Source organism: Rhizobium sp. 10N414 (assembly GCF_056394785.1).
In genome coordinates this window covers 98130-114981 of the sequence record NZ_JBFTIN010000018.1, presented here as the reverse complement: position 1 = coordinate 114981, position 16852 = coordinate 98130, and the positions used below count along the sequence as shown (strand labels likewise).

Annotated in this window: 20 protein-coding genes; 9 read left to right on the top strand and 11 right to left on the bottom strand. The window is 59.4% G+C overall.

All coding sequences use genetic code 11. The features are described from left to right. The coding region (locus AC1DE4_RS17780) for a ubiquinol-cytochrome c reductase iron-sulfur subunit N-terminal domain-containing protein (RefSeq protein ID WP_477882338.1) at positions 1-172 on the bottom strand (172 nt) is incomplete at its 3' end. Positions 173-434: 262 nt separating this feature from the next. Here AC1DE4_RS17780 and napE point away from each other — a divergent pair. The 6 genes from napE to AC1DE4_RS17750 are packed head-to-tail and all read left to right on the top strand — an operon-like array spanning position 435 to position 5088. After that, a complete protein-coding gene (gene napE / locus AC1DE4_RS17775) occupies positions 435-629 on the top strand; it encodes a periplasmic nitrate reductase, NapE protein (protein ID WP_477882328.1) in 195 nt (64 codons plus the stop codon). 7 nt (positions 630-636) lie between these two features. Next, positions 637-1137, top strand: coding sequence for a ferredoxin-type protein NapF (locus AC1DE4_RS17770; protein ID WP_477882326.1), 501 nt, complete (start codon positions 637-639; stop codon positions 1135-1137). Then, the gene (locus AC1DE4_RS17765; protein WP_018856239.1) at positions 1130-1417 is read left to right on the top strand and encodes a chaperone NapD; all 288 of its coding nucleotides are present in this window, start codon (positions 1130-1132) and stop codon (positions 1415-1417) included. The genes AC1DE4_RS17770 and AC1DE4_RS17765 overlap by 8 nt, the downstream gene beginning before the upstream one ends. Continuing rightward, positions 1392-3899, top strand: coding sequence for a periplasmic nitrate reductase subunit alpha (napA, locus tag AC1DE4_RS17760; protein WP_192303310.1), 2508 nt, complete (start codon positions 1392-1394; stop codon positions 3897-3899). Before AC1DE4_RS17765 ends, napA begins: the two co-directional genes overlap by 26 nt. Further along, positions 3866-4369: a nitrate reductase cytochrome c-type subunit gene (locus tag AC1DE4_RS17755; protein WP_062368227.1), complete on the top strand. Its 504-nt coding sequence runs from the start codon at positions 3866-3868 to the stop codon at positions 4367-4369. Before napA ends, AC1DE4_RS17755 begins: the two co-directional genes overlap by 34 nt. A 5-nt stretch (positions 4370-4374) precedes the next feature. After that, positions 4375-5088: a NapC/NirT family cytochrome c gene (locus AC1DE4_RS17750; protein ID WP_162706186.1), complete on the top strand. Its 714-nt coding sequence runs from the start codon at positions 4375-4377 to the stop codon at positions 5086-5088. A gap of 256 nt (positions 5089-5344) precedes the next feature. Here the strand turns inward: AC1DE4_RS17750 and AC1DE4_RS17745 are convergent, their stop codons facing one another. From AC1DE4_RS17745 to AC1DE4_RS17700, 10 genes are all read right to left on the bottom strand, one after another. Next, a complete protein-coding gene (locus AC1DE4_RS17745) occupies positions 5345-6157 on the bottom strand; it encodes a c-type cytochrome (RefSeq protein WP_192240808.1) in 813 nt (270 codons plus the stop codon). Beyond that, positions 6157-7779 carry a b(o/a)3-type cytochrome-c oxidase subunit 1 gene (locus AC1DE4_RS17740; RefSeq protein WP_477882323.1) on the bottom strand — a complete coding sequence of 541 codons (1623 nt, stop codon included), beginning with the start codon at positions 7777-7779 and terminating at the stop codon, positions 6157-6159. The genes AC1DE4_RS17745 and AC1DE4_RS17740 overlap by 1 nt, the downstream gene beginning before the upstream one ends. Next, a complete protein-coding gene (locus AC1DE4_RS17735; protein WP_192303316.1) occupies positions 7769-8326 on the bottom strand; it encodes a cupredoxin domain-containing protein in 558 nt (185 codons plus the stop codon). Before AC1DE4_RS17735 ends, AC1DE4_RS17740 begins: the two co-directional genes overlap by 11 nt. Continuing rightward, positions 8326-8493 carry a hypothetical protein gene (locus AC1DE4_RS17730; RefSeq protein WP_018856232.1) on the bottom strand — a complete coding sequence of 56 codons (168 nt, stop codon included), beginning with the start codon at positions 8491-8493 and terminating at the stop codon, positions 8326-8328. The genes AC1DE4_RS17735 and AC1DE4_RS17730 overlap by 1 nt, the downstream gene beginning before the upstream one ends. 7 nt (positions 8494-8500) lie before the next feature. Beyond that, positions 8501-9760 carry a c-type cytochrome gene (locus AC1DE4_RS17725; protein ID WP_192303318.1) on the bottom strand — a complete coding sequence of 420 codons (1260 nt, stop codon included), beginning with the start codon at positions 9758-9760 and terminating at the stop codon, positions 8501-8503. Further along, positions 9757-10467 carry a c-type cytochrome gene (locus tag AC1DE4_RS17720; RefSeq protein WP_477882320.1) on the bottom strand — a complete coding sequence of 237 codons (711 nt, stop codon included), beginning with the start codon at positions 10465-10467 and terminating at the stop codon, positions 9757-9759. Before AC1DE4_RS17720 ends, AC1DE4_RS17725 begins: the two co-directional genes overlap by 4 nt. A gap of 548 nt (positions 10468-11015) precedes the next feature. Further along, complete coding sequence (locus AC1DE4_RS17715; protein WP_477882318.1) at positions 11016-12527, bottom strand: mechanosensitive ion channel domain-containing protein; 1512 nt, start codon at positions 12525-12527, stop codon at positions 11016-11018. A 455-nt stretch (positions 12528-12982) separates the two neighbouring features. Then, positions 12983-13936: a C45 family autoproteolytic acyltransferase/hydolase gene (locus AC1DE4_RS17710; RefSeq protein ID WP_477882316.1), complete on the bottom strand. Its 954-nt coding sequence runs from the start codon at positions 13934-13936 to the stop codon at positions 12983-12985. 340 nt (positions 13937-14276) lie between these two features. After that, the gene (locus AC1DE4_RS17705; RefSeq protein ID WP_477882314.1) at positions 14277-14759 is read right to left on the bottom strand and encodes a hypothetical protein; all 483 of its coding nucleotides are present in this window, start codon (positions 14757-14759) and stop codon (positions 14277-14279) included. 15 nt (positions 14760-14774) lie between these two features. Beyond that, a complete protein-coding gene (locus tag AC1DE4_RS17700; protein ID WP_018856222.1) occupies positions 14775-14930 on the bottom strand; it encodes a hypothetical protein in 156 nt (51 codons plus the stop codon). A gap of 297 nt (positions 14931-15227) precedes the next feature. Between AC1DE4_RS17700 and AC1DE4_RS17695 the strand changes: the two genes are divergently transcribed. The 3 genes from AC1DE4_RS17695 (at position 15228) to AC1DE4_RS17685 (ending at position 16851) form a co-directional block, all read left to right on the top strand. Continuing rightward, positions 15228-15767 carry a cytochrome c oxidase subunit 3 gene (locus tag AC1DE4_RS17695; protein ID WP_169680306.1) on the top strand — a complete coding sequence of 180 codons (540 nt, stop codon included), beginning with the start codon at positions 15228-15230 and terminating at the stop codon, positions 15765-15767. Next, positions 15764-16051: a cytochrome C oxidase subunit IV family protein gene (locus tag AC1DE4_RS17690; RefSeq protein WP_477882312.1), complete on the top strand. Its 288-nt coding sequence runs from the start codon at positions 15764-15766 to the stop codon at positions 16049-16051. The genes AC1DE4_RS17695 and AC1DE4_RS17690 overlap by 4 nt, the downstream gene beginning before the upstream one ends. 347 nt (positions 16052-16398) lie before the next feature. Then, positions 16399-16851, top strand: a complete 453-nt coding sequence (locus AC1DE4_RS17685; protein ID WP_018856218.1) for a c-type cytochrome — start codon at positions 16399-16401, stop codon at positions 16849-16851. Position 16852 lies beyond the last annotated feature (1 nt).

Genomic DNA, 16852 nt, shown 5'->3' with positions numbered 1-16852 from the left:
CGTCAACCTCGATCGAGGCCAGCGCCAACGTCGAAGCATCCGGACGCATCTGGTCGATAAACGGCCATGCAACCGCAACGGCCCCAACCGCCCCCGCCATGCCTGTGGTGAGATAAAGGAAATCACGGCGAGTCGGCTCGTTTACGGTTTCTTGCTCTGTGATGTCTGTCACGCGTTGACCTTTCGACGCTTGGATCGATCGCTTCGCCGACTGGCGTCCCCTTGCTAAGCAAGCGGCTGCACGGCGATTCCAACCTCCATAGGTCGAAGGGCGCTCCCGGTATTTGCGCTCCCTCAAAGATCGGCTGCGATCGCCCGACCGCCCCGGCAAAACAGCTCAACGTTCCCATATCCCTTGCACGCAGGAGGAAGTGCAATTGAGACTATGCGTCTCCAAAAACGTGTGCTACGATTTTTGCCGTGGGGGAGCCGCCATGACCGACCTGACCGACAAAGCTCCGAAGGAAATCAACCCCCGCGGACGGCGGCGGGTCGAACTCCTTGCTTTCCTTGTCTTGGCCTTTGGAATCTGGCCGCTCGTTGCCGTTGGCGTCGTCGGCGGATACGGTTTCCTCGTCTGGATGTTCCAGATCATTTACGGCCCGCCGGGGCCGCCTGCGGGTCATTGAGGGCGTCATGCGGACAGAGCCCATCTCACGTCGAGCGTTGTTTTTCGGCCGACCCGCCAGGAGAAATATCGGAATCTGTCCACCTGGGGCGACGGCCGAAAGCCTCAACGCGTGCACGGGATGCGGGCTTTGCGCCGAACGATGTCCGACCGGCATCATCCGCCTTTCGGACGGGATGCCCTCGATCGATTTCGCTTTTGGCGAATGCACCTTCTGCGGCGAATGCAGCTCGGTCTGTCCCGAACCCGTCTTTTTGACCGTGAAAGTCGATCGTTTCCCGCATGTCGCGGTAGTCGGCGATGGTTGCCTGGCGAAGCGCCACGTCGCTTGCCAGTCGTGCGGCGAATGCTGTCCCGAGCAAGCGATCCGCTTCCGTCCCCGGATGGGCGGCCCGTTCGTTCCGGAATTGAACGAAGCGCTCTGCAGCGGTTGCGGCGCGTGCCTCAGCATATGCCCGGTCAGCGCCATCGGCCTCCAGGCCCGCGAAGCGGAGGCCGCCGATGTCTGAGCAGCCGCAGCGCTATCATATTTCCAGCGCGGTGATCGCGACGGTGCCGGCGCGAACCGAAGACGTCCTGGCTGCAATCGCCGGGATGGAGAATGTCGAAGTCCATGGCCACGGCGGCGGCAAGATCGTCGTGGTTATCGAGGGAACGAATACGGGCATGCTCGGCGAATGCCTGACGCGCATTTCGCTGCTTGATGGGGTGATCACGGCGAGCATGGTTTTCGAGCACGTCGAGACAGAGGAGATGCGAAGCGATGACCGGAACACTGACGCGGCGTGACATCTTGAAGGCCCACGCCGCCGGCATCGCCGCGGCGACCGCCGGTATAGCACTACCTGCCGCCGCCCAGCCGGTACCAGGCGGCGTCGAGGCGCTCGAGATCAAATGGTCCAAGGCACCCTGCCGCTTCTGCGGCACCGGATGCGGCGTGATGGTCGGCGTGAAGGATGGCAAGGTGGTCGCCACCCATGGCGACATGCAGGCCGAGGTCAATCGCGGCCTGAACTGCATCAAGGGATACTTCCTTTCCAAGATCATGTACGGCGAGGACCGGCTGAAGACGCCGCTCTTGCGCAAGCGTAACGGCGCATATGCCAAGGACGGCGAGTTCGAACCGATCACCTGGGACGAGGCGTTCGACGTGATGGCCGAGCAATGCAAGAAGGTGCTGAAGGAGAAGGGACCGACGGCCGTCGGCATGTTCGGCTCCGGCCAGTGGACGATCTTCGAGGGCTACGCAGCGACGAAACTGATGCGCGCCGGCCTGCGCTCCAACAATCTCGATCCAAACGCTCGCCACTGCATGGCCTCGGCGGCCTACGCCTTCATGCGCACCTTCGGCATGGATGAGCCGATGGGCGTCTATGACGATTTCGAGCATGCTGACGCCTTCGTGCTCTGGGGCTCGAATATGGCGGAGATGCATCCGATCCTGTGGACCCGCGTCGCCGACCGTCGTCTCGGCCACCCGCATGTCAGGGTTGCGGTTCTATCCACTTTCACCCACCGCAGCATGGATCTCGCGGACATACCGATGATCTTCAAGCCGGGGTCGGACCTGGCAATCCTCAACTACATCGCGAACCACATCATCCAGACCGGGCGGGTCAACCAGGACTTCGTGGATCGGCATACGCGGTTCGCCCGCGGCGTTACCGACATCGGTTACGGGTTGAGGCCGGATAATCCGCTGGAATTGAAGGCTGCCAATGCGACCGATCCGGCGAAGATGGAGCCAATTGACTTTGCCGCCTTCAAGAAATTCGTGTCCGAGTACACGCTGGAAAAGGCAGCTGAACTGAGCGGCGTTGATGCAGGCTTCCTGGAGCAGTTGGCGGAACTCTACGCCGATCCGGAACGCAAGGTCATGTCGCTCTGGACGATGGGCTTCAACCAGCATGTGCGCGGCGTCTGGGCGAACCAGATGGTCTATAACATCCACCTGCTGACGGGTAAGATATCGGAGCCCGGCAATAGTCCCTTCTCACTGACCGGGCAGCCGTCGGCGTGCGGTACCGCGCGCGAGGTCGGCACCTTCGCCCATCGCCTCCCGGCCGATATGACCGTTACCAATCCCGAGCACCGCAAGCGTGCGGAGGAAATCTGGCGCATCCCGCATGGCATCATCCCGGAAAAGCCGGGCTATCACGCCGTTCAGCAGGACCGCATGTTGAAGGATGGAAAGCTCAATTTCTACTGGGTGCAGGTCAACAACAATATCCAGGCAGCACCCAACACGAGCAACGAGACCTGGCAGGGATACCGAAACCCGGACAACTTCATCGTCGTCTCCGATGCCTATCCGACGATCACGGCGATGAGCGCCGACCTGATCCTGCCGGCTGCGATGTGGGTCGAGAAAGAGGGCGGCTACGGCAATGCCGAGCGCCGCACCCAGCTCTGGCGCCAGCTTGTCCAGGCCCCCGGAGAGGGACGGTCGGACCTCTGGCAGATCGCGGAATTCTCCAAGCGCTTCAAGACCGACGAGGTCTGGCCCGCCAATATCCTCGACGCCAATCCGGAATATCGCGACAAGAGCCTGTTTGACGTGATCTTCCGCAACGGCGAGGTCGACCGCTTTCCCCTCAGCGAACTCAATGCCGACTACGACAATCAGGAAGCGAAGGCCTTTGGCTTCTACATTCAGAAAGGCCTGTTTGAGGAATATGCCACCTTCGGGCGCGGACACGGCCACGATCTCGCACCCTTCAACATGTACCACGAGGTGCGCGGGCTGCGTTGGCCGGTGGTCAACGGCCAGGAGACGCTCTGGCGCTATCGCGAAGGCTTTGATCCTTTCGTGAAACCTGGCGAAGGCGTGAATTTCTATGGCCAGCCGGATGGCAAGGCGGTCATCCTGGCCGTTCCCTACGAGCCGCCGGCGGAGGCCCCGGATGAGGAGTTTGACGTCTGGCTGGTGACTGGCCGCGTGCTGGAACACTGGCACTCGGGTTCAATGACGTTGCGCGTTCCCGAGCTCTTCAAGGCATTCCCGGGTGCACGGGTATTCATGAACGCGGAGGACGCCCGCAAGCGCGGCATCAACCAGGGTGCGGAAGTGCGGATCGTGTCACGTCGCGGCGAGATCCGGTCGCGTGTCGAGACGCGCGGGCGAAACCGCATGCCGCCCGGCGTCATCTTCGTTCCCTGGTTCGATGCAAGCCAACTGATCAACAAGGTTACTCTCGACGCCACCGATCCCATCTCAAAACAGACGGATTTCAAAAAATGCGCGGTCAAGATTCTCCCCGTCGCCATTTGAGGCGGCCTGATTGGATGCTGGTCACGGCGGGTATTCTGCTTTTCGTCGCGACGGCTACGATTGCCCAGGTATTGCCGGAGGCGGCACCGCAACTGGTCGGGCGAGTGCCGTCGATGGCGATCGGCCCGGCGGCGCCACTGCCGAAGTGGATCGTGGACGACCGCCGCAGGATGCGCGCCTATCCCGACCAGCCACCAGTGATCCCTCATTCGATCGAGGGATACGAACTGTCGGTGAACGCGAACCGATGCCTTTCCTGCCACAAGCGCGAGTTCACCCAGGACTCCGGTGCGCCGATGATCAGCGTGACGCACTACATGACCCGTGACGGCCAGATGCTCGCGGATGTCTCGCCCCGGCGCTACTTCTGTACCGCCTGCCACGTGCCGCAGGCGGACGTGCGCCCGCTGGTGAACAACCTGTTCAGGGATATGAGCGAAATGGGCGTCAAGCCTGCCGGAAGCGAGTGACGCCGATGATCTCATGGATCAAGAAAGCGATTGTCTGGGCCTGGTCGATCCTGACGACGCCTGCGGCCACGATTGGGCTCGGCGTCCTGACGCTCGGTGGTTTCATTGGTGGGGTGATGTTCTGGGGCGCGTTCAATACGGCGCTGGAACTCACCAATACCGAGAAGTTCTGTACCTCCTGTCATGAGATGCATGACAATGTTTACCAGGAGCTGTCTCGCACGATTCACTTCTCGAACCGCTCAGGCGTCAGGGCCACCTGTCCGGATTGTCACGTGCCGCATCAATGGACCGACAAGATCGCTCGCAAGATGCAGGCATCCAAGGAGGTGTGGGGCAAGATATTCGGCACGATCAATACGCGGCCCAAATTCCTGGAGAAGCGGTTGGAGTTGGCACAGCACGAATGGGCGCGTATGAAGGCCAACGACAGCCTGGAATGCCGCAACTGCCACACCGCGGTGGCAATGGATCTGCAGAAGCAGACGCAGCGGGCTGCCGAGATTCACACCCGATATCTGCTATCCGGACAGGCAACCTGTATCGACTGCCACAAAGGGATCGCCCATGAGCTTCCAAACATGGAAGGCGTCGACCCCGGCTGGAAGATGCCGAAAGAGCTGGAAGGCAATGCGATGACGAGATCGACGCCGATCGAGGATCTGCAGGATGCCATAGCCAGAGCGCATGGATCCGCCTCTTCGCAGATGGTTGATTGATCTGCCGCGGAAACCGCACGCGAAGTGGCCATTCATTGGAAGGACGGTAAGTGGATGAGACCGCCTTCCGCGGAGTGACCGATAGCCGAACACGATCGCGGTGAGGACCTCGCCCTACCCCGTCAGAGGAAATGTTTTATCGGTCGTTCTTCTTCACGTGGCGTGTAACCACACGGGCGCGATCGAACGAGATGACAGTCGCCATTCAAGCACCGTTCGAATCACCGGCATTTTGACGACACTGCGACGGATCGGTTCATTCGGTGGACAGATAGGGCGGCGGCTGGTTAGCGTAGTACCGGGCGGCCTCTTCAATCTCTTCGGGCGTCATCGCGCGCGCAACGTTGCGCATCTGACTGCTGATGTCGTTCTGCCGCGAGCCAGATACGAAGGCCTGGAGCTGGGTCTTGAGGTAAAGTTCGGACTGGCCCTCGAGCCACGGACTGCCCAGCTTGTTTTCAATAGTGCCATGACACGAACCACAGGGCGCGATTCCTCTCGTTGGCGCGCCGCTGATCACGATCCGCGGGGCCGGATTGGCCCCGGCGGGATGAAAGCCCGGCAGTCGCGGCAAGAAGGCATAGTATGCAGCAAGATCCTGCATGTCCCGCTCGGTCAGTTTCGCCGTGAACGGGCTCATGACAGCATTGACACGAACGCCGTCCTTGAAGTCGCGAAGCTGTTTATAGACCACGCTGGCATACTGGCCGGCCAGATTCGGGGAGTCTGCGCGGCTTACGCCTGTGGGGCCGTGACAGATGGCGCACTGCTGCGCAAGCGTGGCCCCTCTCCCTATCGCCTCCTCGTTGCGAGTTCGCGAAACTGCGGTTGCAATCTTCACAAGAGAAGTCTTGTAACCTGGCTGCACGGGTTCAGAAGCTTCTCCGCGCTGCGGCAGCCCGGCTGCCCGGCAGATGGTATCCCATAAGCCCACCACCTGCTCCCTTGCGTCAAGGCGCGGAAGCAGCACAAAGCCCAATAGCGCGGCGACAACGAAGATTGCGGCTGTGACGAAGACGCTGGTCAGCGTCCACCGGTTCCGAAAGCTGGTCAGCCTGTCGCCGTTCATCACCTTTCTCCCACATATACCGCTGGCACGGAGGTGTCATTGCGTATGGCAAGTTGAAGGATCGGATATCCATAGTTCGTGATCGTCAGTGCTACCATCAGGCCAACCCAAAGACCGTAGCTGTTCAGGGCCGCAGGAACTCTGGTGGTAGGATGGACGGCCAGCGCGAACCGATACTCCTCCGGCTGGCTTGGCGAAGCGAGATGCGAGCGGATAAGAACGACCAGGAAAAGAATACCAGAGGCAACGAGTATGAACCCGCCAATTGCCGAGAGCACGACCGAAACCGCCTCGTTCGCAAGCGCCGGATCGGTATAGTCGAAGAAGGACATCCGGCGCGGCATGCCGAGGATCCCGACATAGTGCCATGGGAAAGTCGTCACGATCATTCCGATGAACCAGAGCCAGAGCTGAAGCCTGACCAGACCAAGGCTGACGAGAGGACGTCCCGTCAGATGGGGCCACAGGTCATAAGCGATGGCGAAATACATTATGACGATCGCGCCGCCGAAAATGAGATGAAAGTGTCCGGTGATCCACTGTGTGTTGTGGATCGACGCGTCGAGCTGGTAGCTCATGTTTATGAGCCCCCCGGCCCCGCCGAAGCCGAGCATGATGAAGGAAAACGTCACCGCCAGCATCATGGGGTTGCGCCAGGGAAGCGCGGTCAGCCAGCCGAAGGCGCCCCTGCCCCCTCGCGCACGCGCCGCGATTTCCACAGACGCCAGTATGGTGAAGACCGTCAGCAGCGTTGGAAGTGCGACCAGGGCGGTGAAAGTGGAATGGATGAACTTGAAACCTGCACCGACCTGAGGGTCGGCGAAGGCGTGGTGGATGCCGATCGGCATGGCAACCACGAGAAAAAGGATGAACGAGATACGCGCCATGGTGTCGCTGAAGACGCGACCGCCGATCGCCCGCGGAACGATCGTGTAGTAGGCGATATAGGTCGGCATGAGCCAGAAATAGACGATTGCGTGCAATGTCCACGAGAAGAACACGCGCGCAAGACCGGCGTCGATCGTCGATTTGAACCCGAGCGCAACCGGGATGATTTGCAGCAGTAGCTCCAGGGCGGCGCCGACGGCGGTCCATGCCCATAGATACGAGCCGGCCACGTTCGCAAACATGGCGAGTGGCACTGGAGCGCCCGGATTGGCCTTTTTCCAAACTCTCAGATTGATGGACATGAGAGCCACCCAGATCCAGGAGCCGACAACGACCATCACAACGCCGATATAGTAGAGCGCGCTTCCGATCAAAGGCGGGTAGAAGGTATAAAGCACTGACGCCCGACCAAGGGACACGGGGATCATCGCGATGACAGCGCCGACCGCAATCAGCCAAAAACCGGTCCAGGCCCAGCGGACTCCAACGAGGGCCTGTTTCAGGGAAGCCTCGCTGATCGCATAGCCGAAGGCCATTGCGACAAGCGTTGGGAACACATAACCCATCACCGTGCCATGGGCGGTCAGGGAACGGTAATACCATTCAGGATTGCTGATCCAGGGGGAGAGCGGACTGCGGACGTACATCTGCCAGGCGCCGAGCGGCAGGGCAAGGCCAAAGGTCGCGAAGGCGAGCCAGAAGTGCGCCAGAATTAGCCTGCGATTATGGAGCACAGGAAAGCCTCCTCTTGTCCGCAATTTCCGAAAGGAACTGCTGCTTGTCGACGGCCTTCACTTTCGCCCACATGCCTTCGTGGCCAACACTGCAGAACTCCTGGCATGGCATGAGGTGTTCACCGGGTTGGTCGAAGCTGGCCTTCTGAACCGATACGTAGCCAGGAACGAGCATCGTGTTGATGTTGGTGCCCTGGATGAGGAAGCCATGCACGACGTCGGCGCTGGTGGCCCTGAAGGTAACCGGGGTCTGAGTTGGAACGACGATGCAGGGCGGGGAGAACGAATACTGCTGGCCGATCGCCCTTACCGTCACGGAGCCATCCTGCTCCACCGCGCTGCCMAGATTGGATTCAATGAACTCGCCCTGGAGATGGATCGTGGTCGGGTCGATGGTTTCGACCGCTGTCTGCGGCATGGTCGCCTGATGTATCCCGGCGAACGCCGCCATCCCCGCCAAAAACACAATAATCAAGATCGCAACGGTCGCCCAGCGCCGTTCGATGCGCTCAGCGACCGCCGCCGCTTCGTTGTGAACATCGCTCATCAGACGCTCCGGGGCACGAACACAAGCAGATAAAACAAGACCCACATTGCAACGACGGCGGCGGTCGCAATCCCGGCCACAACAACTGCTCCTCGTGGCCCTTCAGCGACAATGCGTTCGACCATCCGGTCGTCGGGGATATGGGCAGGCTCGTCAGGATTGATCATGTCGTCCTCATTGCAGTGGAGCAGATCGAAGCTTGTTCGCCTCGGCGGCGCTGACCGGGGTGCCACGGTTGCCCCATGCCGTCCTGATATATGATGCTACCGCGGCGACCTCGTCATCGGAAAGCGTGACGGCAAATGGCGGCATGCCATGCGGCATGGGGTTCTTGGCGGTAGCCGGCGGATATCCGCCGTTAAGAACCATGCGAATACCATTTACGGCCGATTCCATCTGGATCGACTGGTTTCCGGCTAGCGGCGGGTAATGAGGAGGCTTTCCTTCGCCCTCAGCCCCATGACAGCTCGCGCAGTGCTTGTCATAGACGGTCTTCCCGAGACTGATGAGGAGGCTTGCTTCTTCGGTCCTGACGGAAGGTTTTGGCGGGGAAGGTTCATCCTGCGCGATGCTTTTCAGATAGACGGCCATTGCGCGCGTGTCCTCGTCGGTCATGTACTGAAGACTGTTGTACACGACCTCGGCCATCGGCCCGTAGACCGCTCCGCGCGTCGATATTCCCTTCTGCAAGAGATCCGAGATCTCCTCGATCGACCAGTCGCCCAAGCCTGCTTCCTTGTTCGATGTCAGTGATGGAGCATACCAGTCCTGCATCGGAATCAAGCCGCCCTGAAATGCTTCGGACTCGCGACTCCCGCCGAGTGCGTTGATGGGCGTATGGCACATGCCACAGTGGCCAAGCCCCTCCACGAGATAGGCTCCCCGGTTCCACTCGTCGGACTGCTTTGGATTCGGCTTGAACTCGCCCTCATTGAAGAAGAGGGTTCGCCAGCCGAGGATCAGAGACCTGTTGTTATATGGGAATTGCAGGTCATGCGGCCGGTTCGTCTGGCGCACGGGCGCAATCGTCTTCAAATAGGCGAAGATCGCATCGCTGTCGTCGCGCGTGACCTTTGTGTAGGAGGCAAAAGGCATCGCCGGATAGAGGAGACCGCCGTCCGGGAACCTTCCGCTGTGCATCGTCCTGTAGAAATCGTCCGCCGACCATTTCCCGATGCCCGTTTCGGCGTCGGGCGTGATGTTCGAAGTATACAACGTGCCGAAAGGCGTGGGCATCGAACGACCCCCAGCAAATAATTTGCCCTCGGGCGCCGTATGGCATGCGACGCAGTCCCCGGCTCGCGCCAGATACTCTCCCTTTTTTACGACATCGCCCGATTGCGGCGACTGTGCGGCAGCCGGCACCAGCGTTGCGGCTATCGCCAGCATCGATGACACGACAAGAGCGGTTGATATTCGAAAACGCGCGCTCATGGCGTCCTCCCCTTCTCGGGCTGGCTGCCGCACGCAAAGGGCAACGAATAAGATCCGGCGGCAGATGGCGCAGGATCGGCGGGCTGAGCCTGATTGGCGAGATAAGCTGCGACGGCTCGAACATCGTCTTCCGTCAAACGTCCCGCGACGAGCTGCATGCAGTCGGGCGCAGTGGCCGTGCGTGTTCCATATCGCCATCCTCCGAGCTGAGCGCTAATGTAACTGGCGCGCAAGCCGAGGAGGCCGGGAATGCCAGGCTCCTGGCCAGTCAGGGAGCCGCCATGACAGCTCACGCAGGCCGGAATGGAGCGGTCCAGGTCGCCCTGCGTCACAAGCGCGTGCCCGTGATCAAGCACTGCTGCGCTGGCATCCGTTGGCGGCTTCTCGGGAAGCGCCGGCCGCTGATCGGCGAAATATGCCGCAAACTGCCGCAGATAGTCGTCCGTCAGGAACGCGAGGAGATAGTTCATCGGCGGATATTTCCGCCTGCCCGATTTGAACGCTTCCAGCTGGTTGTAGAGATATCCGGCGGGCTTGCCCGCAAGCCGTGGGAAATACGGATCGTTCGTGCCCTTTCCCTGCTCCCCGTGACAGGGTGTGCAGGCCTGGACACGGTCGGCCATGTCCGGAGGATAGGCCTCCTCAGCAGACGCCACCGCGCCCAGGAGGCTTAGACAGCTTGCAAGGAAAACCCCTCGTACGAACACCAGCGTCACCCCACAGCATCGCACTTTGCTAAAAATCGTGATGCGATAGGATATCGCGCGAAGGCGCCTGTCAAGAGTGCCGAGGTATAGCTTTTCAGTCGGCGGTCGGTCGGCTAGTCAAAGCAGTTTTGTCGCTTAAGGGCAGAGTTTCTTTAGCTGACTTTGCCAACGAAGCCGCGCTTTCGATTAGTAACCTAGCACGGGCAAGCCCATGACGATCGGCGTCGGCCTTTCCGGCTGCCGGGATGGCAAGCCGTAGAGATGTCGTTGACGACACAGCGTAACCCGAAGACGCGTTCCATGGCTGCTTCGGCAGCGCTTCGTGTTGATCGTGCGAGGTCGACGTCGCGGATCTTTTGTGTTCCGTAGTGGAACTGCTCAACAAATCCCGGTTTGGGCACTGTTTCACTGCCGAGAGCAAGCTTACGCCATTGATCTAACCGACCACGCCATTCACAAGGCAGCGAAATGAACACACTGAAAGATGCCCGCGCTTGCGCCGCCGTCCCTCCAGGACCACGGTCGAATAGGGGTTCAGGATAGACACGTCATCCGAGACCAAACAAATGCCGGATCCTTGCCGATACCGACGACGCATGTTGCAGAGGAGAAAGATGGTTCGCCATGTGCAAGCGCTCCTCCGCTTTCGACCGAGCGGACAATAGCATCGCCAGTTCTTCCGCAATGGCGGGACGTTCTCGCATGATCACGCCGAGCCGCTCCTTGGGAATCTCATATACTACGGCGGCTGTGATCGCCTTGATATCGCCCGGCTCCAGTGCTCCCATCAGCACTCCGCGCTCACCGAAGACGTCACCCGGAGCAAGGCGTTCAAGCTCGATGGTTTGGCCATCCTCAATCTCCTCGACTGTCATCACACCGCTTCGAAGGATCATCAGCGACGTCAAAGAGGTGTCCCGATGGGCGGCGATATCGCCTTCTTTGAACGACAGCCTGTTCATAGTGGAGGCCAACTCTTCTCGTTCCTCGCTTGTCAGAGAGGAGAACAGAGAAATCGCATCCAGAAGACGACGCCTTGACGTTTGACGTGGGACACTCATCTCGGGTGTCTCCTGGGTGAGGACTACCCTGGTAGCTCCTCCGTCGGCGGCAAGCTGAAGACCTGACGCCTCGGTGTGACGAAAGACGAGATCGTATAATTCGTTTCGAGCACGAGGCAGTTGACCGCGTTCCGACACCCGAAATGACAGTTCGATCTCCAGATAATTCGCATCCATCGCCGTAAAATTCGCGGTGGGAGGGGGCGTTTTCATGATCGCATTACTGCTCAACAGTACACGTTCCATGGTCAGGAGGATTACCGATGGCGGCTTGGTCGGGGCCAGCTTGAATTTCAAGGTTGAGCCGTGTGTGTTGTCCGGACTACTGATGTTGACGATCCGGCTCTTGGCGAGGACGCTATTGGGCACAATGATGAGGTCGTTGGTGCCGCTAAGGAGTTCGGTGGACCGCCAGTTGGTTTCCACAACGCTTCCTTGCGTGTCGTCTTCCAATCTGATCCAGTCACCTACGGACAGGGGCTTTCCGAGATTCAGCGCAATGCCGGAAAAAACATCGTTGAGGGTACTTTGCAAAGCCAGACCCAAAACGATAGCGAACACACCGGAGGTGGCGATGAGGGTGCCCACTGGTAAACTGAAGACGTATGCGATGATGCTCAACGCGGCGCCAAGATAGACAATCCCGACTACCAGGTCCTGCAGAAGTCGCCCTTCCCTCGGTTTCCGTTCGAGTGTCAAAAACGTGCGGACCAAACTGGCAAGGAGCATCGCTCCTCCGATCCACCAGATCGCTTTGAGTATCCCGGAGCCGATACGATCAGCCACCGTTTCCGCAGTTATATCAGGCGCATACGGCGGAATTCTATGGTAAAGGAGCAAAGCCGTTAGGGCGACGAAAAATATGATGTTGGCCGCGAGCCGTCCAATTACGCGATCGCCCGTCAATGGCGTCGCGAGCATTCTCAGAAGAACGAGGATGGCAAACTGGACAACAGGCTCTTTCAGCAGACTGGCGAACTGATCAGAATACGATAGCATCAACCGTGACCTTGTCTAAAATCTCAGCCCGTAGCGAACTTCTCGACCTTTCTGATTTCAAAAGCACTATTCCCTCGCGCACGCAACTGCGTCGCAAGTCTGCGGCCCCGGCAACATCATCCGGGACCGCGGAAGCCACCACGAACCTGCCCAAGAAGACCAAGCCTTCCCCCGGGGAGAGAGCCACGAAAACACACGTCGGCAACGCCGCGACCTGCGACACGAAGTGGAAGAACGCGAACGACACCTCGACCGCCGGCGGCAAGATCCTGGGGGCTGGCAAGCTTATGGACGGAGCAGGCGTAGTTGCGAAGCCCACTCGGTCAGTCTCCGCCAACACGCCAGCCATTTGCTGTCGATATGCGCGAAGATAGACACGATATATCCGCCGAGAGAGGTGGCGACTGCTGCTGATTGTTCGGTGGCAGAACTATCGCTGTGGAAGGAGTGAGTGGCTAGCCATAGCTGTGCATATACTCGTCTTCTTCGAAATCCTCGAAACCTTGGGACCAGCGCTTGCCGGGCCAGATATAGTCCACTCTCCCTTCCACGGGGCGGTAGACGGCAGTGTAAAGCGTCGGAAAGGAACCGTTCCTGGAATACAACGGCGGTAAAAGAAATAGATCGGTCAGTCGCGAGAGTGTCATGGTTGGATCATCAATCGCCTGCTGAATCAGATGCTGGCGCGCCAATGATGACGATGAGGGCCTGGCGGTTCGCTGATGGTTCGTGCAGGCCTTCAACCTGGTAACGATCGGCCGCTGGTGGGGAGCGAGCAGCACTGTGGCGTAGTTCCCTGAACGGTCGAGGACGGTCACGTTTTGTGGGAGCGCTACTGGTATTCGGCAGAGCGTCGCCACCGCCTGACTTACATCGTGGCAAGTTTCGAGGATGTAGCGGACGATCAAAATGATCGAGAAGCCAAGTCCTTGAGCACGGCTGCCGCCAAGGGTGACACTGGCGACAAGTCCGTCCTCGTTCATACCATCGACACAGCCTCCCCAGGGCCGCTGCGCCTTGCAGATCACCCGCATTCCCGACCAGGCTGTGATCTCAAATCGTTCCGAAACAATATCGGGCGGGTAATCGAAATTGCGGATGAGGGCTGGCCCTCCTCTTCCCAACCAGACGGCCTGACTGCAGCCATGGCGTTCTGGCGCAGGACGGAAGTGACTGAGCATTCGATGCGCCACGTCATCGTCGCCAACGAGGTCGCAGGCGCGGTCGTAGTGGAGCGTCAACTTCGGCATGTAATTCACCAAGGCCGCGCGGCAATCCTTCGCCGTTGGCGTCGGTGATGCTTGATGGCCGAAATACCATCGTTCCGCTTCCGCTCGCCCTGCAACGAACCGGGAAAGCCAAGCCTTTCCGGGGCGATCTTCCCGTTCCATGAGGAATCTCTTGAACATTGTGCAGCTATTGTAACCCGCTGCAAGCGGTGCGGCTACGTCGCTCTATTGCTCCAAACAACAACCGGTCGTTCGGTTCTGCTGCGGCGGCAACTCGGCGTAGTCACCCGGTTCAAGTACAGGCTGCACCCGCTGGGCCTGGTTGCCTGGTCGCGCGCAGCTACAATTGGAAAGGAGGATTTTGGGCGGATATCACAGATGAGGCGATTGATTCGTGGCCCGGTTGAAGATTGGCGGCCCCATTGCCGAGCTGCTCGAGGGTGGCGTCGGTTCCGCCTTTAAAAGGTCGCCGGCGACGACATCACAATCACCCCGAAGTTTACTGTTCAAACAGACGCACTTAGACGATCTCAGTCGCGAGCTGTGCGTTCAGAACGGTCATGCCCTCATGTCGCGCAAGTGCTTTCCGGATCTGCCCTACGATTTCCCGTTCGGCCTTGATGCGTCGCCGCATCAAGCAGAAGAACGATCGCAGGAGATATCCGATGGCATCCCACGACAGCCTGCAGTCGCCGTTCTTCAAAGCCAGCAGGACGTCGACTACCTCTTGCGCGGCATCCATGTCGAACAGGCGTTCGGTGGATCTTCTATTTTCGGCCTCCACGCGATCATGGTCCGGCATGATTGCATGCAGTGACGCAGAAACAACATGTTCCTCCAGGCCATGGGTTGCCTGGAGCAGCGGGATCAGGCCGCCCGTCACGGTGTCACACAGCCTCTCGTCTACGTGGCAGGGAAGAAAATCGGCAATCGCTTCCAGAAGGTCGCACCACGATACAAGCTGCCCGTAGCAGGCCTCGAGCTCGGCGAATTTGTTCGGCATTTGCATGATCGCCATCTACCTTTGCAGAAAGAGGCTTGCGGCGATCGCAACGGCGGCAAGGACGGCTGACACGACGCCCGTCCGCTGCAGGACGCCCATGCGGTAGAGCGTGATTGCGAAAATGACGATCACAGGGGTGGCTATGGAAAGTCCGATCTGGGCGTCGGTCATTATGTTCTCCTTTGAAGCGGACCATAGGCCGGTCGAGAACAGACGTCTTTGAGATCGATCAAAGAGACAACAGCAGGCCCGGAAGCGACGGAAGGAGCAAGAAGAAGTGGGGGAACGGGCTGGCTACTCAATACGAAATGCCAGCCTTTGCCGTCCCGGATATCGTCTAGGACGGCACCAAGGTCTCATGTCTTGGTAAACAAAACCTTGCCGACAGGATTGACCGCTGATGCGAGGACCCTGGGGTTTTTGCGTTTCCTCAAAGAAGAAAGTAGATCCATTGCCTATCGAGGGCGCATGACCTCGACGACATCAGACGATCTCGCGGAGCCTGGAACTGGCGACCTGCTTGTTTGGATTCTTGCCTGGAGCGAACTGGCCGCGTTCGGGGCTCTCCTGGCTGCGTTTGTGATAGCCTCCTGGATTAGTCCGGAGGACTTCCTCGCAGGCAGGGCAAGGCTGGACACCACCATACCCATGGCAAACACGGTCGTCCTGCTTGCAAGCGGTTGGTTTGCCGCAATGGCCGCCCGGCAAACGAAATTGTTGGAGCGGCGGTTATTGTTGCTCGCAGCTGCGGCAGGAGGGTTTCTCTTCACTGCCCTGAAGGTCCATGAGTACGGTCGGGAGGGAGCGTCCCTTCTTTCAAACGACGCGTTCTCGACGCTCTATGTGCTGATAACGGGCTTCCACCTGGCGCATGTGCTCTTCGGCTCTTGCGTGCTCGCCCTGATAGCTCGCTTCCCTTCCCGTGAGAACGTCCACCTGATGACGACCCTGTGGCACGTCATCGACATTGTGTGGCTCGTAATGTTTCCGCTGGTCTACCTTCTATGAAAATCGAAACCCGGACTTCCGCACGTCCGACCAAGGCGCTTGCCTATCTCTTCGCGCTCACCGGATGCATTGCCATCGGATCGACCTATCTGGGCGTCGCATCAAGACCGGCGTTCATGGCGCTTGTGGTCGTTGTTGCGATCGCAAAAGTCAGGTTGGTTGCTGCCGATTTCCTTGGACTTCGCGGTCGCCGTTCGCCGATTTACCCAGCCTTGATTGCATGGGCGATGACCATCCTTTCCATGGCATTGCTGAAGACCCTCGCTTCGGGCACGTTTTTCTAGATCGCACGGGTCCAGAGCAGACAAAGCTATCCGTCGAGCGCGGCAAGGTAATCGGGTCGGTGCTGGCGCAGGTGCCCCTCGCAATGACGTGACGCTATTTTGCTATCGACGGAGCGGGCTTCGACGTCTTCCCGGTGTCCAGCCCGGCAACGTTGGTCTGTCGACATCCGGCTGCCTTTCTATGACGTCCGCCGCCGTGCTCATACCTCACCAACAATGCGTAATCCTTCGCTTACTTGCGAATTGACAAAGACCCCCCGGCGGAATTCGGCCATCCACCAATAACGAGCCCCTGGCTCGATTTCCGACGTCACGGCGGCACCGCCACTGACATGAAAGGATGATCGATGGCTGAACGCCTGACCAAAACCGCGGCCCGAAACGTGTTCTACGGCGGGTCCGCTTTCTTCTTCGCTATATTCGTGGGCCTTACGGCCCACAGCCACTATTACATTCGAACGGTGTCCACCAACGAGGCGACCCTGACAGAAGGCGTCGCCCGCGGAAAACACATCTGGGAAAAGAACTCCTGCATCAACTGCCATACGCTTGACGGTGAAGGCGCCTACTTCGCGCCGGAACTGTCGAACGTCTGGATACGCTGGGGCGGCGACAAGGATCCGGCAAGTGCCCGCGAGGCGCTTCATGCGTGGATGGCCGCTCAGCCATCAGGCATCGAGGGGCGCAGGCAGATGCCACAATTCAATTTGACTGACCAGGAGGTCAACGACCTTGCCGATTTCCTCGAATGGGTCAGCAAGACGAACACCCAAAACTGGCCACCGAACCAAGCCGGCTGAC